This is a genomic window from Ignatzschineria indica, from assembly GCF_003121925.1.
Classification (GTDB): Bacteria; Pseudomonadota; Gammaproteobacteria; order Cardiobacteriales; family Wohlfahrtiimonadaceae; genus Ignatzschineria; species Ignatzschineria indica.
In genome coordinates, this window is sequence record NZ_QEWR01000004.1 from 135,168 (window position 1) to 158,117 (window position 22,950).

The window sequence follows — 22,950 nt, forward strand, 5'->3', positions numbered from 1 at the left end:
AGATCAGTTACTTTTCGCTATCGATTAATCCCTTCACAAGCCATCTTTGCATAATGAGGATAACTGCCATCGGCGGGATTAACATTAAAATGGTAGTTGCCATCACAATATTCCAATCGACCAGAGCATCTCCGGATCCCATCATCTGCCGTAATCCTACCGAGATCGGGAACATCTCTTCACGAGTTGTCATTAAGAGTGGCCAGAGATACTGATTCCAGCCGTAGATAAATTGAATGACAAAGAGCGCTGCAATTGTCGGTGTAGAGAGGGGAAGAAGAATATCTTTAAAGAAGCGCATCGCACTAGCGCCATCGATCCTTGCTGCCTCTAATAACTCATCGGGGACGGTGCTATAAAATTGCCGAAAGAGGAAAGTTGCTGTTGCCGAGGCAATGAGGGGGATCGTTAAGCCGGCATAGCTATTGAGCATATGTAGATTCGCTACCACATCAAAGGTAGGAATAATACGAACCTCTACGGGGAGCATCAAGGTAATAAAGATAATCCAGAAGAGGATGATTCTGCCGGGAAAGCGGAAATAGACAATTGCAAATGCCGATGTGATTGAGATTGCGATTTTGCCTATGGCGATGATTAAGGTCATCACCAGAGAGATCCAGAGCATTTTCCCTGCGGAGAGTGAACTACGTTTTCCATCACCTAATAGCGCTACTTTATAGTTCTCCCAAAAGTGATCTCCAGGAAGGAGTGAGAGAGGGACATTGACGACCTCTTCTGCACTCTGCGTTGAAGCAATAATAGCAATATAGATAGGGAAGCAGACCATTAGAAGCGCAATGATAATGGTAAGGTGCGCTAATATTTTGAGTCCTTTACGATTTTCAATCATTCTTAAGCTCCTCTCTTATCGATATAGCGAAATTGAACGACCGTTAGGAGAAGTACAAATCCCATCAATACGATCGATTGTGCTGCGGAACTGCCATAATTCATGCTCTTAAAGCCATCGAAGTAGATACGATAGACCAGAGTGGATGTAGCATTGCCAGGGCCTCCTTCTGTTAAAGCGTCGATAATGGCGAAGGTATCGAAGAAGACATAGACAATATTGATAACGCAGAGAAAGAAGGTTGTCGGCCATAAGAGGGGGAATTCAATAGTGAAAAATCGACGCCAAGGGCCGGCACCATCGATTGCTGCCGCTTCAGAGAGGGATTTAGGGATCGCTTGTAGTCCGGCATAGAAGAAGAGAAAGTTATAGGAGATCTGCTTCCAGATAGAAGCCATAATCACAAGCCACATCGCTTGATTGGCATTGAGCTGATGGTTCCATGTGATCCCTATTTTGCTCAGTAGATAGGTGATGAGCCCAAATCCTGGGGCAAACATGAAGGTCCAGAGAACCCCCACCACTATGGGGGAAACCGCATAGGGAAGAATCAGCGCCGTCCGGTAGAGATGGACTCCTTTTGTAACTTTCTGCATAAAGAAAGCGAGTAGAAGCGCAATGGTTAAGCCTAAAAATGTAACCCAAAAAGAGAAGTAGAGTGTGGTGTAGATCGCTTCTCGATAGATGGGGTTTTGAAAGAGGGTGATAAAATTTTCAAAGCCGACCCACTCTCGACTCAAACCGAAGATATCTTCTAGCTGAAAGCTCTGAATCATCGCCTGTACAGCGGGCCAGTAGAAGAAGAGAGCAATCACCAATAGCTGTGGAATAATGAGAATCCAGGGGAGCCAACGATGCTCTTTAAAGTATAGTTTCATAATTTTCCAACTTCATTATTGAGGAAATAGAGAAGAGCGGTTAACGCCATTATTTTGGGCGATAAAAAACGAAGCGATCTTAGTAATCGCCCCGTTTAGAATGATGAAGATTATCGATTATTGACGCGTTCAAAGCGACGGAGTAACTCATTGCCTCGTTTAACAATATTGTTGAGAGCATCCTCTGGACTCTTTTTCCCTGTCCAGATCTGCTCTGTCTCTTCATCGACAATCGCACGGATCTGAAGCATATTGCCTAAACGGATACCGCGTGTATTGTCAGTAGCTTTCCGTATCATCTGTTCTACAGGCACATTGGCACCCGGATTTTCTTCATAGAAGCCGCTTGCTTCTGTAATTTCAAAAGCAGCTTTTGTGACGGGGAGATAGCCGGTACGCATATGGCTTGCGGCTTGAATCTCAGGTTGAGAGATATAATCAAAAAATTGAGCAACGCCTCGATAATGATCTGCTGGCTTGCCATTCATCACCCAGAGACTTGCTCCACCAATAACGGTATTTTGGGGAGTACCTTCAACATCGGCATAGTAGGGGAGGGTCGATTCACCAAATTCAAATTTCGCATCTCGTTTCAAACCGGCATAACTTGCGGAAGAGCCAAAGGTGATTGCACACTCTCCTGACCTAAAGGCAGGGCCTGCTTCACTTGCGCGTCCTTTATAGTGAAATAATCCCTCTTTTGCCATCTCATCGAGATTGTTGAAGTGACGTAATTGGAGTGGCTTATTGATCAGTAGCTCTGTATCTAAGCCATCAAAACCATTATTTTCAGAGGCGTAAGGGGCATTATGCCATGCCGAGAAACTTTCAAGCTGTGTCCATCCCATCCATTCAGTTGTCATAGGGCAGGAGACCCCAGCGGATTTTAATGTTTCAGTGGCTTTACGCACTTCAGCCCAGGTTTTAGGAGGGTTGTCTGCATCTAATCCTGCTTTTTTAAACGCATCCTTATTGTAGTACATTACTGTTGTTGAGCTATTGAAGGGAAGTGATAACAGCTCTCCATTCGGTGCCGTATAGTAACTTGCTACCGCGGGAATATAGCTATTGAGATCGAAGGGAATCCCATTTTCTTGCATAATCTCTGTCACTGATTTTGTAACACCATCGGCATAGATCATCGAGGCGGTTCCAACTTCATAAACCTGAAGAATATCGGGAGCCTCTCCAGCCCTAACAGCAGCGACTCCGGCTGTCATCGATTGTTCATATCCCCCTTTATAGGTTGGAATGACTCTAAATTCAGTTTGGGATTCGTTAAAACCTTCAGCTAAATCATTAACCCAATCGGTGAGTGCGCCATCCATTGAATGCCACCACTCAATCTCTGTCTGTGCTACTGCACTTTGTGCAAAGAGCGTAACACTTAGTAGTGAGAGTGCGGTGATTTTTTTAACCTTCAGTTGCATAATGTCTCCTCAAAAGTATCGATGATGTGGTTAAGAATACTTTTGAAGTATAAAAACTCTTTATGACAATCGTTTAACAACGATAGAATTGGTATAAAAAAGACCTTAAGTTCATCAGAACACCCGATAAGGTGGCTCGATCGCTTAAGGTCTTAATAGTATTGATATTTTGATTATTAATGTTTCGGTTCTTAATATTTATTGAGAAGATTCTCTATGAGAAACTTTCCATTAATGGCTCGAAGATTTTTGGTCCGAGTTGTTCGGCATGGAATCTTTCATCGATTTTTGCATTGAGTTCTCCCCTTGCTCCATCTTCTTACCATGACTCATTCCCCCTTTTTGCATCTGCTCTAATACTTCTGCGGCACTCATCTCACCTTCTCGCACTTTGTGGGTCTGCTCACTCACCATCGCGGCGCGTTTAGTTACCTTCTCTTGCGGTGCAATCCAGCCGAGATAGTAGATCGCCATTGCTAAAACGAGTATGCCGGCAAGGATACGAATTCCTTTTTTGGCAAAAAAGTGGCCGATATAATTACCAAAGATAGCTAAGCCCAACATAATAGGGAGTGTTCCGAGCCCAAAAGCAAACATAATGCCGGCAGATTTTGCGACTGAGCCGGCACCCATTGCCACTGCGAGAGGACCATAGACCGCGCCACAGGGGAGAAGCCCCCAGATCATCCCCACTAGATAGGTTCCTTTTGCTGTTCGAATCGGGAAGAAGCGTTGTGAGAAGCGTTGAATCGGTTTCCAGATATGTTGGAAGGGGCGCTCAATAAATCCTAAAAATTGGGGAAGCCCAAAGAGTTGGAGCGCAATAAGGATCATAATAATCCCGGCGATATAACGAATCACATATTGAATTGAGGTGATATCGGAGACCGAGGCGGCAATCAATCCCCCTAATACACCTAAGAGGGTATAGGTAGAGATACGGCCAAGGTTATAGAGAATGGCTGCCGGAATACGTTTATAGGAGTTGTTCATTCCCAAGATACCAATTACCGGACCACACATCCCCACACAGTGGGTCTGTGCCGCAAAACCGATAAAGAAGGCGCCGGAGAGCATCGCAATAAATTCAGTCATAATTAAGAGATTACCTCATAGTTAAGGATGGGGTGGATAGTTCATCTAAATAGTTAATCTAATCATTCCATCTAGTCAGTCAATTCAGTCAGTCAATCTAAGCAGGCCGCTTAAAGAGATTCGCTAAAGAGATTACTCAAGTAGTGAATCTCAATAGAAGATCTATATAAGAGGATCTATAAAGATGATCTATATAAGAGGAACTCTATCAAAGTCTGTCGAGAGTATCGCTGTAGAGACCCGTTAGTCGATCTTACTGATAAGATTTAATGAGTATAAGGTGAATAAGTACTTCTTATAGTGATCTAAGTCTTAATCATTGCCTTCAATAGACAACTTGACTAGACAACTTTAGTTAAAAGAGTTATTCGCACCTTTAGATGCTCTTTGGGGATTCTACATAGCACCTCTCAAGGGCGTTCCTAGATAGATAGTCTAAATAGATAATGTAAATCGATAGAATGAAATAACCTCTTATTGTAATCTTTTATAGAAATAAAAGAAGCGAGGAATCCTCGCTTTCTCTCTTAATTTTGTTTTAAATCACGCTTTGCTTTCTAAAATGCCGTTAAGGAATCAGAACTGCTGAGCCGATAATCTCTCGATTCTCTAATGCTTGATGGGCACGACCGACCTCCGATAATGGGAACTTTTGTTGTAAAGAGAGCTTAATCTTTCCACTGCTGAGTGCAAGAAACCAACGATCCATCACCGTTCGATAGCGCTCTTTTGTTGAGGTATAGGCATTGAGGTTAGGGCGCGTTAGAAAGAGGCTCCCTTTCTCTAAAAGCAGGAGTGGAGAGATCGCCGGTGGCGCACCTGATGCATTACCAAAAGAGACCATCATGCCTAAAGGTTTTAAGGTATCGAGCGAGGGAATAAAGGTCTCTTTCCCAACGCCATCATAGACAACGTCAACCCCTTCAGGGATAAATTGACGCACCTTTTCTACAAAATTCTCTGTACGATAATTGATGACAAGATCCGCTCCTAAAGCGCGAACCACGTCTGCTTTCTCCTCAGTACTCACTGTTGTGATCACGGTAGCACCGATCGCTTTTGCCCACTGAATCAGAATCTGGCCAACACCGCCGGCGCCGGCATGGATTAAAGTGGTATGTTCCGGCTTGAGTTGAAAGAGATCGAAGAGCAGATAGCTTGCTGTACCCCCTCTAATAAGGGAGGAAGCGGCCTCTTCATAAGAGATACTACTAGGAATTTTAATGAGGCGATCGGTAGCAATATTGCGTTCTGAGGCATAAGCACCTAAAACACTCGCATAGCAGACACGATCTCCAATATTAAATTGGGTGACATTTTTCCCGACCGCAGTAATAATGCCGGCACCCTCCTGCCCAATGACGGTGGGCGTCTCTAAAGCATAGAGTCCATCGCGATGGTAGGTATCGATAAAGTTGAGCCCAATCGCTTTCTGCTCAATACGTACCTCCCCCTCTTTTGGCGCTGGAAGGGTGATTTCAACCTTCTCAAAATTAGAGATATCTCCCTGTTCTTTTAAGATAATTTGGTAACTCATTCTTTTCTCCTCTGTTGATGATGGTGGCCAAATATTTTTGGCCGACCTATTTATATGAAGTTTTGTTGCTGATTCTATTGCTGATATTAGTGAATGTATGAATGAATATTGGATACGCTTTACCATATCACGGTGTTAATGGGGATGTCAGGTGTTACTAAGATCAATCGGGATCAGATATTATGATCTCCATAAAGCGTTTATCGGAAGATTCTCTGAAAGTGGCTTGCGCTCTTTTTCCAGGGTGCGTGAAATAATTCTCGCCTGATGAGGATCAATTTAGTGGAATATGGGGTAGAATATCGGGGAAATTATTTGTAAACAGATCGGTGATCGAGCCTTTTTATAGGGTGATTGTGGGATCGATGCGCAGGGAAAGAGAGGGTTCTCTTTCGTGATACTGCTTTGATTGCTATATTGATTCTTATTGAATCCCTTCGCTCGTTCATCTTGTCGTCTTTATATAAGGGTTAAAATTATATGTCAGGACAATTTATCTACACGATGAATCGTGTCAGTAAAATCGTACCGCCTAATCGAGAGATCTTAAAAGATATTTCGATCTCCTTCTTTCCTGGTGCGAAAATTGGGGTTTTAGGATTAAATGGTGCTGGTAAATCAACACTTCTTCGCATTATGGCAGGAGTGGATACCAATATTCAGGGGGAAGCGCGTGTTCAACCTGGAACAAAGATCGGCTATCTCGAGCAGGAGCCAAAGCTCAATGAAGCGCTCGATGTTCGTGGAAATCTTGAGGAAGCTCTCGGCGATATTAAGAATGCACAAGAAGAGCTCGATAAAGTCTATGCCGCTTATGCTGAACCCGATGCAGACTTTGATGCATTAGCTACTAAGCAGGCTGAACTTGAAGCGATTTTAGCGACAACGGATGGCCATAACTTAGAGCGTCAACTTGAGATTGCAGCAGATGCACTGCGCCTGCCACCAATGGATCGTGATGTTGCCACCCTTTCAGGGGGAGAGCGTCGCCGAGTTGCACTCTGTAAATTGCTTCTCTCAAAACCTGATATGTTGCTGCTCGATGAGCCGACAAACCACTTAGATGCAGAATCTGTGGCGTGGCTTGAGCGATTCCTCCACGATTATCCTGGTACTGTTGTTGCGGTAACGCATGACCGTTACTTCTTAGATAATGTTGCGGGCTGGATTTTGGAGTTAGACCGAGGTCACGGAATCCCTTATGAGGGTAACTATTCAAGCTGGCTTGAGCAGAAGAATAAACGCTTAGAGCAGGAAGCAAAACAGGAAGAGTCTCGTGCAAAAGCGATTAAGAAAGAGCTTGAGTGGGTTCGTCAAGGTGTGAAAGGTCGCCAGACAAAATCTAAAGCGCGTCTTGCTCGTTTTGAAGAGTTAGAGAGTCAAGAGTTCCAAGAGCGTAATGAGACGATGGAAATCTATATTCCACCGGGTCCTCGCTTAGGTGATCTTGTGATTGAAGCGCAGGGTGTGGCGAAAGCATTTGGGGATAAACTTCTCTATGAAGATTTAAGCTTTAATCTTCCTCGCGGAGGAATTGTGGGAGTGATCGGACCAAATGGTGCCGGTAAATCAACACTCTTTAAATTGATGACAGGTCAATTAGAAGCAGATGCGGGAACTTTCCGTGTAGGGGAGAGCGTTGAGTTAGCATATGTGGATCAGAGTCGTGATACCTTAGATGGTTCTAAAACAGTCTGGGAAGAGATCTCAGGAGGTTCTGATATTATTCGTGTGGGTAACTATGAGACCCCATCACGTGCTTATTGTGGTCGTTTTAACTTTAAAGGATCGGATCAGCAGAAATTTATCAAGGATCTTTCTGGAGGTGAGCGTAACCGTGTTCACTTGGCAAAAGTGCTTCGCTCTGGCGGTAATGTCATTTTACTTGACGAACCGACGAACGATCTCGACATTGAGACCTTGCGTGCATTGGAAGATGCTATCTTAGCTTTTGCTGGCTGTGTCGTCGTTATCTCCCATGACCGTTGGTTCCTCGATCGAATTGCAACACATATTTTAGCCTTTGAAGGAAATTCTCATGTAGAATGGTTTGAAGGAAACTACGAAGAGTATGAAGCGGATCGTCGCCGTCGCTTAGGGGATGATGCAGACAATCCACAACGTATTAAGTACAAACCGATTTCACGCTAAGGAGTTGAGATTATGGCATTAGAGCAGAAAGAAGTAGAATTAACAGAAGCGGAACTTCCCATCTGTTGTCCCCCTATTGATGTTGATGCATGGGGTTACCACCCGCGCGTCTATCTGGCGCCTAATCATGATGGGAAAGTGCGTTGTCCTTACTGTAGTACAGAGTATATCGTTGAATAAAGATGAAAATTTTAGCAGTTGATGCATCGATGGAAGCGTGTTCGGCAGCGGTCTATGTGAATGGCGAGATTGTCGAACGGCTCTCTGTCGCTCCTCGTAAGCATATCGAGCTTCTCAAGCCGATGACAGAAGAGGTGATAGAGGCGGCCGAGATTGAACTTAATGAGCTTCATGGGTTGGCCTTTGCGGTCGGCCCGGGAAGCTTTGCCGGTTTAAGGATTGCTTGTGGGTTTATTCAGGGGCTCGGTGCCGGACTGGAACTGCCCATAGTGCCGATCTCAACGCTTGCGGCATTAGCCTATCCTATTTTGGAAGAGCACCCTGATGCATTGGTAATGCCGATGATCGATGCAAAGATGAATGAGGTCTATTGGGCAATCTACGGACTTGATGAAGAGGGTGATCTTAAGATTATCGAGAAGGATCAGGTCAATACCTTAGCGGAGATCTCCGCACGGGTGGAAGATATTCGAGAGAGTATCGAAGCGAAGACCGGGCAGTATGAGAATGTAACGCTCTATGGCGTGGGAGATGGCTGGCTCTTAGATGAGGGAGCGACATCACTCTTAGATGTGACGTTAGTAGAGGATCGTCACTATCCACGAGCAGGAGATATCGCTCTTTTGGCTAAGCGTGATCTCGATCGAGGATTAGGGCTCTATGCCGATCAAGTCTCACCGATCTACCTTCGTCACAATATTGCAATGACGATTGAAGAGCAGAAGGCTTTTCGAGAAGAGAAGGCGAGAGAGAAAGCAGAGCGAGAAGAATCTCAGCTATAAGCTATAAGCTATAAGTCGTAGAGGGCTGTAGGTTCTAACAGAAGGACTCAAATAAAAAGATCTACCAAGATTATTTATTGGTAGATCTTTTTTTGTCTCTGATAATTCCTGAACACCTCTCAACACCTCTCAACACCTCTCAACACCTCTCAACATCTCTCAGAGAATACGAGGGTAGAAGAGTAGGGAGATAAGAGAAACGATCATGGATCAGCGCTAGAGCCTGATCCATGAGTCATCCATGAATCATATTAAGCGAGAAGTTGCTCTTGAATAAATGGAATAATTTGATCAAGGGGTACCATTGTTGCTTCTTCATCCCCTCTTGCTTTAAACTCCACCTCACTATTTTTCAAGGTACGATCCCCGATAACAATGCGGAAAGGAATGCCGATCAACTCATGATCACTAAATGCTTCGCCCGGACGAACGTTGCGATCTTCTAAGAGAACATCGATGCCAAGCGCCATCAATTCATCATAGAGTTTATCGGTAGTCTCTTTTACTAAGGCAGACTTACCATAGTTCATCGGAATCAGTGAGAGAGTGAAAGGTGCAATCGCTTTAGGCCAGATAATGCCCGCCTCATCATTGCGTTGTTCAATAGCGGCTGCAACAATACGGGTCACACCAATGCCGTAACAACCCATCTGCATCACCGTTGCTTTTCCATTTTGATCGAGAACCGTTGCATTCATCGCTTTTGAGTAGCGGTCTCCCAATTGGAAGATATGGCCTACCTCAATGCCGCGCGCCATCGCAATGGTCCCTTTACCGCATGGAGAGGGGTCGCCTACCTTGATCTCTCTTAAATCGAGAACCTCAGGCTCAGGGAGATCTCGGCCAATATTGACGCCGATATAGTGATATCCTGTCTCATTTGCACCACAGCTGAAGTTACTCATCAATGCAGCTTGACGATCAAAGAGAGTACGGATTGGGAGATTAACCGGGCCAATAGAGCCGGGTGTAGTATTGAGTTTCTCTGCAATTTCTTCATCTGTTGCAAACTGAAGCGGTGTTTTGAAAAGGCCACTATTTTCCGCCTTCACCTCATTGAGTTCATGATCGCCACGGAGGCAGACCGCAATGAGTTCATCATCCTCTTTTCCATGGAGAATTAAGGTTTTAAGATGCATCTCTGGTGGCGAATTGAGGAATTTAGCTAGATCTTCGATAGAGTGAACATTAGGGGTCTCAAGCTTTTTCAGTGGGCTTGTTGCTTCACCTCGAGTCCCTACTGCAATCGCTTCTGCGGCTTCAACGTTCGCTGCGTAGTCGGACTCCGTCGAGTAGACAATCGCATCTTCACCTGCTTGTGTGATCACATGGAATTCTTGAGATTTACTGCCACCAATTGCACCTGAGTCAGCAAAAACAGCGCGATACTCAAGATCGAGGCGATCGAGGATATTAGAGTAGGCGCGATACATCTTGTTGTAGGTCTCATCGAGTGATTCTGCATCGATATGGAAGGAGTAAGCATCTTTCATTAAGAACTCACGAGAACGCATCACCCCAAAGCGCGGGCGAATCTCATCACGGAACTTCCACTGGATCTGATAGAAGTTGATCGGTAGTTGACGATAACTCTTTAACTCTTGACGGGCAAAATCGGTAATCACCTCTTCGTGAGTAGGGCCTAGGCAATATTCACGCGTATGGCGATCCTTAAAGCGAAGTAATTCAGGGCCAAATTGTTCCCAACGACCCGACTCAATCCAGAGTTCTGCCGGCTGTGCTGATGGCATCAACATCTCTAGAGCCCCGGCATTATTCATCTCTTCACGAACAATAGCTTCTGTCTTCTTCAGAACGCGAAGCCCAAGAGGACTCCAGCTATAGATTCCTGAAGTAACACGGCGAATAAGGCCGGCACGAAGCATCAATTGGTGTGATTTAATCTCCGCATCATTAGGTGTATCGCGGAGTGTGTTGATTAAAAATTGACTTGTTTTCATATAGTAATAAAAGATCCTCCGATCAATTGATCTTATCGGCTGAGGCTGGAGATCTCTCCATTTTTCAACCAAGTTGCTACCTCTTTTGTGTAGTAGCTGACAATCATATCTGCCCCTGCACGTTTAAATCCAATGAGTGTCTCTGCAACCACTGCTTTTTCATCTAATGCGCCGGCAAGTGCTGCAAATTTGATAGCGGCATACTCCCCTCCGACTTGATAGGATGCAAGTGGTAGATCAGTTCTCTCGCGTAAGCGCGCTAAAAGATCGAGATAAGGGGTTCCCGGTTTCACCATAAGGATATCGGCACCTTCCTCTTCATCAAGCGCTGCTTCAATCATCGCTTGGCGTCCATTGGCAAAGTCAGCCTGATAGCCATTACGGTTACCGCTCAGCTCTGAGTTAACTGCCTCGCGGAAAGGGCCATAGAAAGCTGAAGAGAATTTGATCGCATGCGCTAAGATTCCGACATGTTCAAAGCCGGCAGCATCGAGCGCTTCACGAATGGCGCGAATTTGACCATCCATCATGGCTGAAGGGGCTAAAATATCGGCACCCGCTCGTGCCGCCGTGACAGCCTGTTTGGCTAAATTTTCAATCGTAGCGTCATTATCAACCTCACCATCGCAGATTACGCCACAATGTCCATGTGAGGTATATTCACAGAAACAGATATCGGGAATAATAATCATTTCAGGTGCTGTTTGACGAATAGTGCGAATCATACGTGCAAGGAAACCATTCTCTTCCCAAGTATCGCTACCGCTCTCATCTTTATGATGGGAGATACCAAAGGGCATAATGTAGCGGATTCCTAATGCTTGTAACTCAGCCACCTCTTTTGCTAAATCTTTTTCAGGATAGCGATAGACGCCAGGAAGAGTCTTAATTTCTACCTTCTCTTCAATATTCTCTTCCACAAAGATAGGGCAGATCAGATCGTTAAGATCGAAAAAGCTCTCTTGGACGAGTTGGCGAATCGCAAGATTACGGCGCATTCTGCGGGGGCGATATAGGGGTTTTGTGATATTCATATGCTTCCTCCTTGCAAAGGTGAATAGTATATCATTTTCAATGTTGTCTATTTTTAGTTATTTAACTGTGATGGGGTGTGCGCTTATCGATGCTTTAGGAAGTGCAGGGCAAGTTCACTCCAGAGTGCGCCACCGATCAGGATATTGTCATCATTAAAGTCATATTGGTCGGTATGAAGACCAACAAATTGATGATCTCGATCATTGCCAATATAGAAATAGGCGCCGGGGCAAGCATGAAGCATAAAGCCGAAATCTTCAGCGCCCATGGATGGCACCTTGTTTCGGATAATAGAATCTTCTGCAATCAACTTATCGACCGCCTCTATGGCGATCTCTGTCTCTCTATCGTGATTGATCGTCGGAATATAGCCATCGATCAGACGCACTTCACAGGTGGCGCCATAGGCGCTACAGATCCCTTCTGTTAACTGTTTGATGCGTGCTTTAATACGATCTCGAACCTCAAGATCAAAGTAGCGAAGGGTCCCTAAGAGCGAGACCTTATTGGGGATGACATTATTGGCATGTCCCCCATGGATCGAACCGATGGTAATGACGGCAGAATCGATCCCGGAGATATTGCGTGAGATAATCGATTGCAGACCGACCACCACTTCAGAGGCGACAAGAACGGAGTCAGTTGTCTGATAGGGATGGGCAGCATGCCCTCCTTTGGAGAAGATATCGATATGAACCTCACAAGTTCCCGCCATCTGAGGTCCTTTGCGGATCAGAATCTCTCCCTGCTTAGCTCCGGGAAAGTTATGCATCGCATAGACAGCATCAACAGGAAACTTCTCAAAAAGACCCGCCTCTACCATTCGGCGAGCACCAGCTTGATCCTCTTCATCAGGCTGGAAGATAAAGATAATGGTGCCATCAAATTCTGCCTCTAAAGCGAGATACTTAGCGGCCGCAAGGAGCATTGTCGTATGTCCATCATGGCCACAAGCATGCATAACGCCGGGAACTTTCGAGCAGTGAGGATGATCCCCTTTCTCGGTGATTGGGAGCGCGTCAGTATCAGCTCGAAGCGCTACACGGGGTGCATTTTCATAATCCCCTTTCTGTAAAATCCCAATCACACCTGTCTCAGTAAGGCGCTCTGTGGGAATATTCCAAGCGTGAAGTTTGTCCTCGATCAATTTTGCGGTATTAAATTCCTCGCGGGAGAGCTCAGGGTAACTATGTAATTTTTGACGTAATGCTCTGAACTTCGCATCATTCTCCTTGAGAAATTGTATGAGCGGAGAATCGGGGTTTTTAAGGAGTCTTGAGATGCGGTCATTGTTGTTCATAGCGGTCTCCAATTGGGATAAGTATCAGGAAAGTATAATTGACGATAAACTTTAATTTTGTCCATTAATCCATTAGTATAGTGGGGTTAGGATACAATTTCATGTCAGTGTTTTGAAGCATATTCGGTGGCGAGTCGGGTAGGCTTTGCACTTGTTTATATCAATTGATGAGTAAAATCAAAGTCTTGGAGGAAAATTGGCTATGATGGAATATCTTCCTGTAGCGGTCTTTGTAGGCTTCAGTATTGTCTTCGCCGGCATTCTGGTAGCCCTTGGATACTTTTTAGGGCCGAACGCCCCTAACGCTGAAAAGCTATCTCCATATGAGAGCGGATTTGAGGCATTTGAAGATGCCCGTATGAAGTTCGATGTCCGCTTCTTTCTTATCGCAATTCTTTTTATTATTTTCGACTTAGAGTTAATCTTCCTGATACCTTGGGCGACCGCCATGAAACTGATTGGACTACCCGGCATTATGGCTGTGGTAGTTTTTCTGGTTTTATTGACAGTCGGTTTTGCGTATGAGTGGAAGAAGGGAGCGCTTGAATGGGATTAGAAGCTAGATTAGAAGAGGGGTTTGTCACAACAACTCTCGATTCAGCAATTAACTGGGCGAGGACAGGTTCCTTATGGCCTGTGACCTTTGGTCTTGCATGTTGTGCATTGGAGATGATGCATGTGGGTGCTGCAAGATATGACTTAGATAGATTTGGGGGCGCGGTCTTTAGAGCCTCTCCAAGACAATCAGATCTAATGATTATTGCTGGAACATTGACAAACAAGATGGCGATTCCACTTCGTAAAGTCTACGATCAGATGCCAGATCCAAAATGGGTGATCTCTATGGGTTCTTGCGCAAATGGTGGGGGATATTATCACTACTCCTACTCTGTGGTAAGAGGATCAGATCGTGTCGTCCCGGTAGATGTCTATGTGCCAGGTTGTCCACCGACAGCAGAAGCATTGATGTTTGGTATCTTACGTCTCCACGATAAGATTAAGAGAACTAGCACGATTGCAAGATTAGGGTAGGTGTAAGATGGCTAAATTTATTAGAAATCCAGAAGAGCTCCTCGAGACATTAGAGAGTACGCTTGGCGATAAGATCTTAAAATCGGTTCTGGCATATGGTGAGTTAACGATTACGATCGACCCGAAAAATGTGCATGAAGTGATGGCGCAATTGGCACACAATGATGCCTTGAAGTTTGAGCAGGTCACCGATATCACCGCTGTTGATTATGCTGCCTATGGCTTAACTGAGTGGGATGTGGAAGCCTCCAATCATGGTTTTAGCCGTGGGACAACACCACAAGCGGTGGGTCGTGCCGGCAATCACCTTGAAGCGACAGCTTATAAAGCGTCGATGAATGAACGTTTTGCTGTTGTCTATCACCTTCTCTCATTGACTCATAACGCTCGCCTTCGTGTGAAATGTTATCTCGATGGTGAACAGAATAATGTGATCCCCATGCTCGATTCTGTAACTGATATCTGGAGTGGCGCTAACTGGTATGAACGCGAAGTGTTCGATATGTTTGGTATCGCCTTCAAGAATCACCCAGACCTTCGTCGAATCTTAACGGATTATGGATTTATTGGTCACCCGCTTCGTAAAGATTTCCCACTGACGGGAAATGTGGAAGTGATCTATGATGAAGAGTTACGCCGTGTGGTCTATCAACCGGTTTCGATTGAGTCACGCGTCAATATTCCACGTATGATTCGTAAGGGGTAAGAGATGACAACAATGACAAATATTGAAAACTATACAATTAACTTCGGACCTCAACATCCGGCAGCCCATGGTGTAATGCGGATGATCCTTGAGCTTCGAGGGGAAACGGTTGAGCGTGCTGACGTTCATATCGGTCTACTCCATCGTGGGACTGAGAAGTTGATGGAGGCGAAACCCTATACACAATCGATCGGTTATCTCGACCGTTTAGATTACTGTTCATGCTTAAATAACGAACATGCATTTGTTTTAGCTGTTGAGAAGCTACTGGGAATTGAAGTACCGATTCGTGCGCAATATATTCGTGTATTGATGGATGAAGCGACCCGAATTATGAACCACTTAATGTGGTTAGGGGCACATGGTCATGACTTAGGTGCGATGGCGATGCTTCTCTACTGTTTCCGTGATCGTGAGGAGCTCTATGATGCTCAAGAGGCGATTACTGGTGCGCGAATCCATCCTTTCTACTACCGTGTTGGAGGCGTTGCGAAAGATCTTCCCGATACAATGCCAAGATATGAGCCGAGCAAGTTTAGATCGAAGAAGAAACTTGAGCGAATCAACGCGGCGCGTCAGGGGGATGTTCTCGATTATTTAGAAGATTTCTGTGAGCGCTTCTTAAAGCAGAATATGGTGGAGTATCGCAACTTACTTGTGGGTAACCGTATCTGGAAGGGGCGTGTTGTTGGTATCGGTGCAGTCTCCGCTGAGAGAGCTATTGAATTAGGATTTACAGGTCCAATGCTTCGTGGTTCAGGAGTTGCATGGGATCTTCGTAAAACACAACCTTACTCTGTCTATGACCAACTCGACTTTGAAGTTCCTGTGGGCGTTAATGGTGACTGTTATGATCGCTTCTTGGTAAGACTTGAAGAGATGGAGCAGTCAGCACACTTGATGATGCAATGTATTAAGTGGCTCCGTGAAAACAAAGGTCCTGTAATGAGTACCGATAGCCGTGTCACTATTCCGCAAAGACGGGATGTTAAAGAGGGCATGGAATCACTTATTCAACAATTTAAGGTCTTTACAGAGGGCTTCTGCGTTCCTGAAGGGGAAGCTTATGCCGCTGTAGAACATCCTAAAGGGGAGTTCGGTGTCTATCTCGTCTCTGATGGTGCCAATAAGCCCTATCGCGTGAAATTGAGAGCGCCAGGATTTGCCCATATCTCCGCAACAGAAGAGATGGCAAAACGCCATATGTTATCTGACTTAGTTGCAATACTGGGAACACAAGACATGGTGTTTGGGGATATTGACCGCTAGTTTAATCAATTACAGAGTATAGAGTAGCTAAGATGAAAAATAGAGAAAGTATATTAAGTAGCCATACGAGAGCAGAGATTGATCGCTGGCTCGCACGCTTCCCTGAAGATCGGAAGCAATCAGCGCTCCTTGCTGCACTGCGTGAAGCTCAACATGAAAATGGTGGTTATTTAACGGTTGAGATTATGGATGCAATTGCAGATTATCTGGAGTTGCCTCCTATTGCGGTCTATGAGGTCGCTTCCTTTTACTCCAATTTCGAAACGAAACCATGTGGTAAAAATGCCATTATGATCTGTACTAATATCTCCTGTATGCTTCGTGGCGGAGAAGAGATTTTAGCGCATGTAGAGCAACGTTTAGGTATTAAGGCCGGGGAGTCAACTCCTGACGGTCTTTTTTCGCTTAAGAATGAGGATGAATGTATTGCGGCATGTACAGCAGCGCCCGCGGCACTGATCAACCACGAGTATCATGAGAACTTAACGATTGAGAAGATTGATGAGATTCTCGACCGTATCGAATCAAGAGCAGATAATAAAGAGGCAAACTAATGGTACAAAACGAAGTTTGTTACTTCACTCTCGGGCACGATAAGCCTTGGTCTCTCGAGACCTACTTGAGCTTAGGGGGCTACGACGGGTGGAAAAAGATATTAAGAGGGGAACTCTCTAAAGAGGAAGTCATTGAGATGGTGAAGGCTTCTGAGCTTCGTGGTCGTGGGGGCGCAGGCTTCCCAACGGGTGTGAAGTGGAGCTTTATGCCGAAGAATGATGATGGTAGTAGCTACCTTGTCTGTAACTCGGATGAGTCAGAGCCGGGCACCTGTAAAGATAGGGATATCCTCCGTTTTAACCCTCATGCATTGGTGGAAGGGATGGCGATTGCCGCCTACGCTATCGGTGCGAAAGTGGGTTACAACTATATGCGTGGAGAGTTTAGCGAAGAGCCTTTCAAACGTTTTGAAGCGGCAGTGCAAGAAGCACGTGATGCCGGTTTAATTGGGCAAAATATCCAAGGAACGGGTATCTCCATTGAGCTCTATGGCGCATTGGGTGCGGGAGCTTATATCTGTGGTGAGGAGACGGCGCTTCTTGAATCCCTCGAAGGGAAGAAAGGGCAACCGCGCTTTAAGCCACCTTTCCCAGCGGCAGTCGGTCTCTATGGTAAGCCGACCACGATCAATAACTGTGAGTCGCTCTCATCTGTCGGTCGCATTATTCGCAATGGTGCCGATTGGTTTAAGGAGCATGGGATTCCAGGTGCAGGTGGACAGAAGATCTTCTCCATCTCAGGACATGTGGAAAAGCCAGGAAACTATGAGATCCCGATGGGAACCCCTTTTAAAGATCTCTTAGAGCTTGCCGGTGGTATCTGGAAAGGTCGTAAAATTAAGGCGGTTATTCCAGGAGGATCATCAGTTCCTGTCGTCCCAGGTCATATTATGATGGAGACCAATATGGATTACGATTCGATCGCGAAAAAAGCGGGATCGATGATGGGTTCAGGTGCGGTGATCGTCATGGATGAGACAACCGACATGGTTAAGGCATTGCGCACATTGTCGAGCTTCTACTTTAGCGAATCGTGCGGACAATGTACGCCTTGTCGTGAGGGAACAGGCTGGTTATTTAGAATTATGGATCGCATCCTCAAAGGGGAAGGGCGTCCAGAAGATCTCGACCGTCTTGTTCATGTTGCCAACAATATTGGAGGTCGAACAATCTGTGCGCTTGGTGATGCAGCTGCTATGCCGGTACTCAGCTTTGTTAAGCACTTCCCTGAAGAGTTCAAATACTATATTGAACATGGCAGAAGTATGGTTGAGGGGGCGAAATAATGAGTAATGAAGTGAAGATGTTTACCGTTAATATCGATGGTAAAGAGTTTCAAGCACCCGCCGGAACAATGTTGATTGAAGTGGCAGATCGTGAAGGAATCACTATTCCTCGCTTCTGTTATCACGATAAATTATCCATTGCGGCGAGTTGCCGTATGTGCCTTGTGGATGTTGAGCGGATGCCAAAACCGGCACCTGCATGTGCAACCCCCATTATGGATGGCATGATTGTTCGCACACGTAATGAGAAAGCGCGTGCAGCACAAAAAGCAATTATGGAATTCTTGTTAATTAATCACCCGCTTGATTGTCCTATCTGTGACCAAGGGGGCGAGTGTGAATTACAAGATTTCTCAGCAGAGTATGGGCAAAATCGATCGCTCTATATTGAAGAGAAGCGCCATGTTGAAAAGATCAATATCGGTCCTTTAGTTGAGACCTTTATGAATCGCTGTATCCAATGTACCCGTTGCGTTCGCTTTGGTGATGAGATTGCCGGCATGCGTGAATTGGGGGGCGTTGATCGTGGTGATCGCCTAGAGATCACAACCTATATTAAACATGCCTTAGTCTCTGAAGTTTCGGGCAATATTATCGATATCTGTCCTGTTGGTGCGTTAACGGCGAAGCCTTCAAAATATGGAGCGCGTCCATGGGAATATATGAATCATGACTCTATCAGCATGCATGATGGGCTAGGCACCAATACGGAGATTCATACCCTTCGCGGTAAGGTGGCACGTGTTGTTTCTCGCCGTAATGATGAGATCAATGAGCCATGGATTTCAGATCGTGATCGTTTCAGTTATGAAGCGCTCTCAAGTGATGATCGTGCAGCACATCCACTTTTAGATAATGGTCAAGGTGAATTGGTTAAGAGCTCATGGGATGATGCTTTAAAAGCGACAAAACTTCTGATCGAAGGCGCGATTGAAAAATATGGTGCAGATCAGGTAGGAATCTTTGTCTCACCGATGGCAACCCTTGAAGAGATGCAATTAGTTAAAGAGTTGCAGGCGGGCTTAGGTATTAAGAATGTCGATTATCGCTTTACACAGAGAGATTTTAGTGGTGAGCGTGCAGAGCCGACTTTCCGTGCATTAGGACTCTCTATTCCAGAAGTAAATGAGCTCGACTCAGTACTTCTCGTAGGTGCTGATCCACGTATGGAGGTGCCTGTTTTAGCGATTCGTCTTCGTGATGCGGTGAAGAAGGGTGCAAAAGTCTCCTTCTTAGGATCTTATAGCGCAGATCAACTTCATCCTTTCCATGCCGAGATTATTGCACATCCTTTTGATTGGGTGAGTGAGCTTGCGGCAGTTGTGGCGAAAGTTGCCAATATGAAGGGTGAGTCAGTTCGTACAGAGCTTATTTCTGTGATCAATAGCGATTCAATCAATGAAGATGCGGTGATCTCAATTGCCGAGCAGTTCCTCAAAGGGGAGCGTGAGTGGATCGTTTTAGGGCATGATGCAATTAGCCATCCACAATTTGCAACAATCCGTGCATTAAGTGCTGAGCTTGCGCGTTTAACTGGTGCGAAACTCGGTTACTTCACGCCAGGATCAAATAGTTCAGGCGCGGCATTAACGGCATTAACAACAGAAGGCAGCAATAGTGCTACGATGTTAGCTTCTCCTTTAAAAGCTTACCTCTTAGTCGGCGCTATCGATCCAGAATCTGATTTTGTTGAGTCAAAATTAGCGCTCGATGCACTGCAAACTGCTGAAGCTGTCGTTGCAATTACCCCATTTGCTAGCGAGACATTAAAGTCAGTTGCAAATGTCATTCTTCCGGGAGCTGCTTGGACAGAGACCTCAGGAAGTTACGTTAACCTTGAGGGAACGTTACAGACATTACAAGCTGCATCGCTCCCACATGGTGAAGCGCGTCCTATCTGGAAGATTTTACGTGTTTTAGGTAACCATTTTGAGATCGATGGCTTCGATTACATCTCTTCTGATGAGCTTCTAACGAAGTGGAAAGCGGAGAATGGCGCAAAATTAGTAGAGAACCAAAATAAGGTTTCAGGAGTCTCCTTTGACTATCGAGCATTGAAGAAAGAGGGTCTGTTAGCAGTACCGACAACTTCTCTCTACTCAACAGATGCTTATGTTAGACGAGGTGTTGCACTTCAGAAGACACCTTTAGCGAAGCGTGCCCGTATTGCCTTTAATAACGCAAATGATGAGAGTGCAGTAATGCCTCTACTCAATAGTGAAAATACCTTCCTTTCGAGAGTATCGGAGAAGGTAGCAGAGGGCTGTGTTCGTATTCCTACAGAATATGCAGGAACCACGAAGTTTTATCAATCAATTAAGGGGGCAAATTAGATGGATACCGTAATGGCGATTATTCACTATCCGCTTGTGTGGGCTCTGATAAAAACATTGGTCATCTTTTTGCCAATCGTTCTATCGGTGGCATATCTAACCTTTGCAGAGCGTAAAGTTTTGGGTTATATGCATATCCGTTTAGGCCCTAATAGAGTAGGTCCTAAAGGGCTTCTCCAACCATTTGCGGATCTTTTAAAGATGCTCTTTAAAGAGTTTATCATTCCATCAGCTGCGAATAAGACAATGTTCCTTATTGCACCATTTATTGCGGTAACAACAGCATTTGGTGTGTGGGCAGTTGTTCCTTTCAATGATGGCTGGGTTAGCTCCTCGATGGATTCTGCAATCCTCTATATTTTGGCGATGACCTCTCTTGGCGTCTATGCGTCATTAATGGCAGGTTGGAGTTCTAACTCAAAGTTTGCGATCTTCGGCGCCATTCGTAGTGCGGCGCAAGTGGTCTCTTATGAGTTAGCGTTAGGATTTGCTTTAATCACGGTGGTGATGATCTCAGGTAGCCTTAACTTTACCGAAATCGTTAAAGGGCAAGGGGGATCACTCGGTCTGATCAATTGGTACTTTATTCCACTTCTGCCAATGGCTGTCATCTACTTTATTGCCGGTCTTGCAGAGTTAAATCGTGCGCCTTTTGAGGTGACGGAAGGGGAATCAGAGATTGTTGCGGGATACTTTACGGAGTATTCAGGAACGGGCTTTGTGACCTTCTACCTTGCAGAATATACCAATATGATTTTGGTCTCTGCATTGATGAGCTTGCTCTTCTTTGGTGGATGGCTTGCACCGCTCTCTGGCGTAGAAGCGATAGAGAATATTCCTGTTCTTTCATTACTTGCGACAGATAGCATCTTCTGGATGATTATCAAAATGGCCTTTTTCCTCTTTGCGATGATCTGGGTTCGTGCAACCTTCCCCGGTTACCGATATGACCAGATTATGCGTCTAGGTTGGAAATTCTTTATTCCGATAGCTCTTGTGTGGATTGCGGTAGTACTCGTAATGTACGGCGTCGGTCTAAAACCATGGTTTTAAAGGAATAGGTAGGAACTAACATATGTTTAGATATTTAAAATCACTCTACGAGACATTTACGTTAAAAGAATTACGTAAAGGTTTAGGAATTACCTTACGTTATTTCTTTAGACCGAAATTCACGATTGAGTATCCGTTTGAGAAAACCCCACAATCTGGGCGTTTTCGTGGGCTTCACGCATTGCGTCGCTATCCGAATGGGGAAGAGCGTTGCATCGGTTGTAAATTGTGTGAAGCAGTCTGTCCTGCATTAGCAATTACGATTGATACCGAAGAGCGTGGCGATGGCACTCGTCGTACGACACGTTACGATATCGATCTTTTCAAATGCATCTTCTGTGGATTGTGTGAACAAGCATGTCCTGTGGATTCAATCGTCTTAACACGCGTCTTTGAATACCATATGGAAGAGAAGGGCGAAAATATCATCACAAAAGAATCTCTCTTAGCACTTGGCGATAAGTATGAAGTACAAATCGCTAAAGATCGTGCTGCAGATTCTCACTTATACTAGGAGGGGAAGATGTTATTTAAGATACTATTTTATATCTTCGCACTAATCACGATCTATTCAGCGATTAGAGTGGTGAGTGCAAAAAATACCATGACATCAGTACTGCACCTAGTTCTGATCTTTGTGATGGTGAGCTGCTGTTGGTTACTTCTTCAAGCGGAGTTCTTAGCACTCTCCTTGATTATTATCTACTGTGGTGCCGTAATGGTCTTCTTCCTCTTTGCCGTGATGATGCTCGATATTCCGCATGATCTCTTAAAAGAGGGTTTTGTTCGTTACTTGCCGATTGCGGTATTAGTCGCGATCATCTTTATTGCAGAGATTCTTATTGTAATCTTAGGGGGCGATAGCTTTATTGCGAATCAATTCGCGCTCGAAGGTGGTGTTGAATCGATCCGTGCAGGCACTGAGTTAACTAATGCGCAAGAGTTAGGGGTGCTTCTCTACACTAACTATATCTATGCATTTGAAGCGACCGCATTGATTCTTTTAGTAGCGATGATTGCGGCGATCGCTTTAACACGCCGTATCGGACCACTTCGTCGTAAAGATGTCTCTGTCAGCTGGGCAATTAAGGCAGATCCAACAAAACGTGTACGTATGGTGAAGATGGATTCTGCGGTTTTAGCGCCGGCACCTGTGAAGGAAGAGAGCGAAGACGCAGTTACAGAAGAGGAGGAAAAATAGGTATGAATTTAGTCATAGATGATTATATTATTCTCTCGACGATTCTATTTGGAATTAGTACTGCGGGGATCTTCATCAATCGTAAGAACTTGATTGTTCTCTTGATGTGTATCGAGTTAATGTTACTAGCAAGTAGTACGCTTTTTGTTGCATTCTCACAGTTCTCGGGCGATTTAAATGGGCAGATTTTTGTCTTCTTTACATTAGCGGTTGCAGCTGCGGAAGCGGCGATTGGTCTTGCAATCTTAGTGTTAGTATTCAGAAATCGCGGTAGCATTAATGTCGATGAAATTACGGAATTAAGAGGCTAGTGC

At 45.0% G+C, this 22,950-nt stretch carries 22 protein-coding genes; 14 read left to right on the forward strand and 8 right to left on the reverse strand.

The genetic code is table 11. The features are described from left to right. Positions 1-7: 7 nt before the first annotated feature. The 5 genes from ugpE to DC082_RS08060 all read right to left on the reverse strand — a co-directional run bounded on the left by ugpE (position 8) and on the right by DC082_RS08060 (position 5,793). Entirely contained in the window at positions 8-853 is an 846-nt protein-coding gene (gene ugpE / locus DC082_RS08040; RefSeq protein WP_109236537.1) for a sn-glycerol-3-phosphate ABC transporter permease UgpE, read from the reverse strand. Positions 854-855: 2 nt separating this feature from the next. After that, positions 856-1,731, reverse strand: a complete 876-nt coding sequence (gene ugpA, locus DC082_RS08045; RefSeq protein WP_109236538.1) for a sn-glycerol-3-phosphate ABC transporter permease UgpA — start codon at positions 1,729-1,731, stop codon at positions 856-858. 110 nt (positions 1,732-1,841) lie between these two features. Then, the gene (gene ugpB, locus DC082_RS08050) at positions 1,842-3,161 is read right to left on the reverse strand and encodes a sn-glycerol-3-phosphate ABC transporter substrate-binding protein UgpB (RefSeq protein ID WP_109236539.1); all 1,320 of its coding nucleotides are present in this window, start codon (positions 3,159-3,161) and stop codon (positions 1,842-1,844) included. A gap of 231 nt (positions 3,162-3,392) precedes the next feature. Then, positions 3,393-4,256 (reverse strand): sulfite exporter TauE/SafE family protein, encoded by an 864-nt coding sequence (locus tag DC082_RS08055; protein WP_109236540.1) that lies wholly within the window; start codon positions 4,254-4,256, stop codon positions 3,393-3,395. Between the two features lie 568 nt (positions 4,257-4,824). Next, the gene (locus DC082_RS08060; RefSeq protein WP_109236541.1) at positions 4,825-5,793 is read right to left on the reverse strand and encodes a quinone oxidoreductase family protein; all 969 of its coding nucleotides are present in this window, start codon (positions 5,791-5,793) and stop codon (positions 4,825-4,827) included. A gap of 480 nt (positions 5,794-6,273) precedes the next feature. Between DC082_RS08060 and ettA the strand changes: the two genes are divergently transcribed. From ettA to tsaB, 3 genes are read left to right on the forward strand one after another with little or no spacing between them, the layout of a single operon-like run. After that, positions 6,274-7,944, forward strand: coding sequence for an energy-dependent translational throttle protein EttA (ettA, locus tag DC082_RS08065; RefSeq protein WP_109236542.1), 1,671 nt, complete (start codon positions 6,274-6,276; stop codon positions 7,942-7,944). Positions 7,945-7,956: 12 nt separating this feature from the next. Next, positions 7,957-8,124 (forward strand): zinc-finger domain-containing protein, encoded by a 168-nt coding sequence (locus tag DC082_RS08070; protein WP_094567553.1) that lies wholly within the window; start codon positions 7,957-7,959, stop codon positions 8,122-8,124. Between the two features lie 2 nt (positions 8,125-8,126). Beyond that, the gene (gene tsaB, locus DC082_RS08075) at positions 8,127-8,906 is read left to right on the forward strand and encodes a tRNA (adenosine(37)-N6)-threonylcarbamoyltransferase complex dimerization subunit type 1 TsaB (protein WP_094567552.1); all 780 of its coding nucleotides are present in this window, start codon (positions 8,127-8,129) and stop codon (positions 8,904-8,906) included. A 251-nt stretch (positions 8,907-9,157) separates the two neighbouring features. Here the strand turns inward: tsaB and DC082_RS08080 are convergent, their stop codons facing one another. The 3 genes from DC082_RS08080 to DC082_RS08090 all read right to left on the reverse strand — a co-directional run bounded on the left by DC082_RS08080 (position 9,158) and on the right by DC082_RS08090 (position 13,202). Then, the gene (locus DC082_RS08080) at positions 9,158-10,867 is read right to left on the reverse strand and encodes a proline--tRNA ligase (protein WP_109236543.1); all 1,710 of its coding nucleotides are present in this window, start codon (positions 10,865-10,867) and stop codon (positions 9,158-9,160) included. A 32-nt stretch (positions 10,868-10,899) separates the two neighbouring features. Next, entirely contained in the window at positions 10,900-11,901 is a 1,002-nt protein-coding gene (gene hemB, locus DC082_RS08085; RefSeq protein ID WP_109236544.1) for a porphobilinogen synthase, read from the reverse strand. Positions 11,902-11,984: 83 nt separating this feature from the next. Further along, positions 11,985-13,202, reverse strand: coding sequence for a M20 metallopeptidase family protein (locus tag DC082_RS08090; protein ID WP_109236545.1), 1,218 nt, complete (start codon positions 13,200-13,202; stop codon positions 11,985-11,987). A 202-nt stretch (positions 13,203-13,404) separates the two neighbouring features. Between DC082_RS08090 and ndhC the strand changes: the two genes are divergently transcribed. From ndhC to nuoK, 11 genes are read left to right on the forward strand one after another with little or no spacing between them, the layout of a single operon-like run. Next, complete coding sequence (gene ndhC, locus DC082_RS08095; protein ID WP_094567548.1) at positions 13,405-13,758, forward strand: NADH-quinone oxidoreductase subunit A; 354 nt, start codon at positions 13,405-13,407, stop codon at positions 13,756-13,758. Next, complete coding sequence (locus DC082_RS08100; protein WP_094567547.1) at positions 13,749-14,234, forward strand: NuoB/complex I 20 kDa subunit family protein; 486 nt, start codon at positions 13,749-13,751, stop codon at positions 14,232-14,234. Before ndhC ends, DC082_RS08100 begins: the two co-directional genes overlap by 10 nt. A gap of 7 nt (positions 14,235-14,241) precedes the next feature. Further along, entirely contained in the window at positions 14,242-14,940 is a 699-nt protein-coding gene (locus DC082_RS08105; RefSeq protein WP_109236546.1) for an NADH-quinone oxidoreductase subunit C, read from the forward strand. A 12-nt stretch (positions 14,941-14,952) separates the two neighbouring features. After that, on the forward strand, positions 14,953-16,209 hold the full coding sequence (locus DC082_RS08110) for an NADH-quinone oxidoreductase subunit D (protein ID WP_109236687.1): 1,257 nt from the start codon (positions 14,953-14,955) through the stop codon (positions 16,207-16,209). A gap of 32 nt (positions 16,210-16,241) precedes the next feature. After that, positions 16,242-16,763 (forward strand): NADH-quinone oxidoreductase subunit NuoE family protein, encoded by a 522-nt coding sequence (locus DC082_RS08115; RefSeq protein ID WP_094567545.1) that lies wholly within the window; start codon positions 16,242-16,244, stop codon positions 16,761-16,763. Continuing rightward, positions 16,763-18,049, forward strand: a complete 1,287-nt coding sequence (gene nuoF, locus DC082_RS08120; RefSeq protein WP_094567544.1) for an NADH-quinone oxidoreductase subunit NuoF — start codon at positions 16,763-16,765, stop codon at positions 18,047-18,049. Before DC082_RS08115 ends, nuoF begins: the two co-directional genes overlap by 1 nt. Continuing rightward, the gene (gene nuoG, locus DC082_RS08125; protein WP_109236547.1) at positions 18,049-20,382 is read left to right on the forward strand and encodes an NADH-quinone oxidoreductase subunit NuoG; all 2,334 of its coding nucleotides are present in this window, start codon (positions 18,049-18,051) and stop codon (positions 20,380-20,382) included. Before nuoF ends, nuoG begins: the two co-directional genes overlap by 1 nt. Further along, on the forward strand, positions 20,383-21,435 hold the full coding sequence (nuoH, locus tag DC082_RS08130; protein WP_094567542.1) for an NADH-quinone oxidoreductase subunit NuoH: 1,053 nt from the start codon (positions 20,383-20,385) through the stop codon (positions 21,433-21,435). Positions 21,436-21,457: 22 nt separating this feature from the next. After that, positions 21,458-21,949 (forward strand): NADH-quinone oxidoreductase subunit NuoI, encoded by a 492-nt coding sequence (nuoI, locus tag DC082_RS08135; RefSeq protein ID WP_094567541.1) that lies wholly within the window; start codon positions 21,458-21,460, stop codon positions 21,947-21,949. A 9-nt stretch (positions 21,950-21,958) separates the two neighbouring features. Then, entirely contained in the window at positions 21,959-22,636 is a 678-nt protein-coding gene (locus tag DC082_RS08140) for an NADH-quinone oxidoreductase subunit J (protein ID WP_109236548.1), read from the forward strand. Between the two features lie 2 nt (positions 22,637-22,638). Continuing rightward, positions 22,639-22,947, forward strand: coding sequence for an NADH-quinone oxidoreductase subunit NuoK (nuoK, locus tag DC082_RS08145; RefSeq protein WP_094567539.1), 309 nt, complete (start codon positions 22,639-22,641; stop codon positions 22,945-22,947). Positions 22,948-22,950: the final 3 nt, after the last annotated feature.

Coding starts and splice junctions, on each gene's coding strand:
- ugpE (WP_109236537.1), bottom strand. CDS start 853: ATGATTGAAAATCGTAAAGGACTCAAAATATTAGCGCACCTTACCATT.
- ugpA (WP_109236538.1), bottom strand. CDS start 1,731: ATGAAACTATACTTTAAAGAGCATCGTTGGCTCCCCTGGATTCTCATT.
- ugpB (WP_109236539.1), bottom strand. CDS start 3,161: ATGCAACTGAAGGTTAAAAAAATCACCGCACTCTCACTACTAAGTGTT.
- DC082_RS08055 (WP_109236540.1), bottom strand. CDS start 4,256: ATGACTGAATTTATTGCGATGCTCTCCGGCGCCTTCTTTATCGGTTTT.
- DC082_RS08060 (WP_109236541.1), bottom strand. CDS start 5,793: ATGAGTTACCAAATTATCTTAAAAGAACAGGGAGATATCTCTAATTTT.
- ettA (WP_109236542.1), top strand. CDS start 6,274: ATGTCAGGACAATTTATCTACACGATGAATCGTGTCAGTAAAATCGTA.
- DC082_RS08070 (WP_094567553.1), top strand. CDS start 7,957: ATGGCATTAGAGCAGAAAGAAGTAGAATTAACAGAAGCGGAACTTCCC.
- tsaB (WP_094567552.1), top strand. CDS start 8,127: ATGAAAATTTTAGCAGTTGATGCATCGATGGAAGCGTGTTCGGCAGCG.
- DC082_RS08080 (WP_109236543.1), bottom strand. CDS start 10,867: ATGAAAACAAGTCAATTTTTAATCAACACACTCCGCGATACACCTAAT.
- hemB (WP_109236544.1), bottom strand. CDS start 11,901: ATGAATATCACAAAACCCCTATATCGCCCCCGCAGAATGCGCCGTAAT.
- DC082_RS08090 (WP_109236545.1), bottom strand. CDS start 13,202: ATGAACAACAATGACCGCATCTCAAGACTCCTTAAAAACCCCGATTCT.
- ndhC (WP_094567548.1), top strand. CDS start 13,405: ATGATGGAATATCTTCCTGTAGCGGTCTTTGTAGGCTTCAGTATTGTC.
- DC082_RS08100 (WP_094567547.1), top strand. CDS start 13,749: ATGGGATTAGAAGCTAGATTAGAAGAGGGGTTTGTCACAACAACTCTC.
- DC082_RS08105 (WP_109236546.1), top strand. CDS start 14,242: ATGGCTAAATTTATTAGAAATCCAGAAGAGCTCCTCGAGACATTAGAG.
- DC082_RS08110 (WP_109236687.1), top strand. CDS start 14,953: ATGACAAATATTGAAAACTATACAATTAACTTCGGACCTCAACATCCG.
- DC082_RS08115 (WP_094567545.1), top strand. CDS start 16,242: ATGAAAAATAGAGAAAGTATATTAAGTAGCCATACGAGAGCAGAGATT.
- nuoF (WP_094567544.1), top strand. CDS start 16,763: ATGGTACAAAACGAAGTTTGTTACTTCACTCTCGGGCACGATAAGCCT.
- nuoG (WP_109236547.1), top strand. CDS start 18,049: ATGAGTAATGAAGTGAAGATGTTTACCGTTAATATCGATGGTAAAGAG.
- nuoH (WP_094567542.1), top strand. CDS start 20,383: ATGGATACCGTAATGGCGATTATTCACTATCCGCTTGTGTGGGCTCTG.
- nuoI (WP_094567541.1), top strand. CDS start 21,458: ATGTTTAGATATTTAAAATCACTCTACGAGACATTTACGTTAAAAGAA.
- DC082_RS08140 (WP_109236548.1), top strand. CDS start 21,959: ATGTTATTTAAGATACTATTTTATATCTTCGCACTAATCACGATCTAT.
- nuoK (WP_094567539.1), top strand. CDS start 22,639: ATGAATTTAGTCATAGATGATTATATTATTCTCTCGACGATTCTATTT.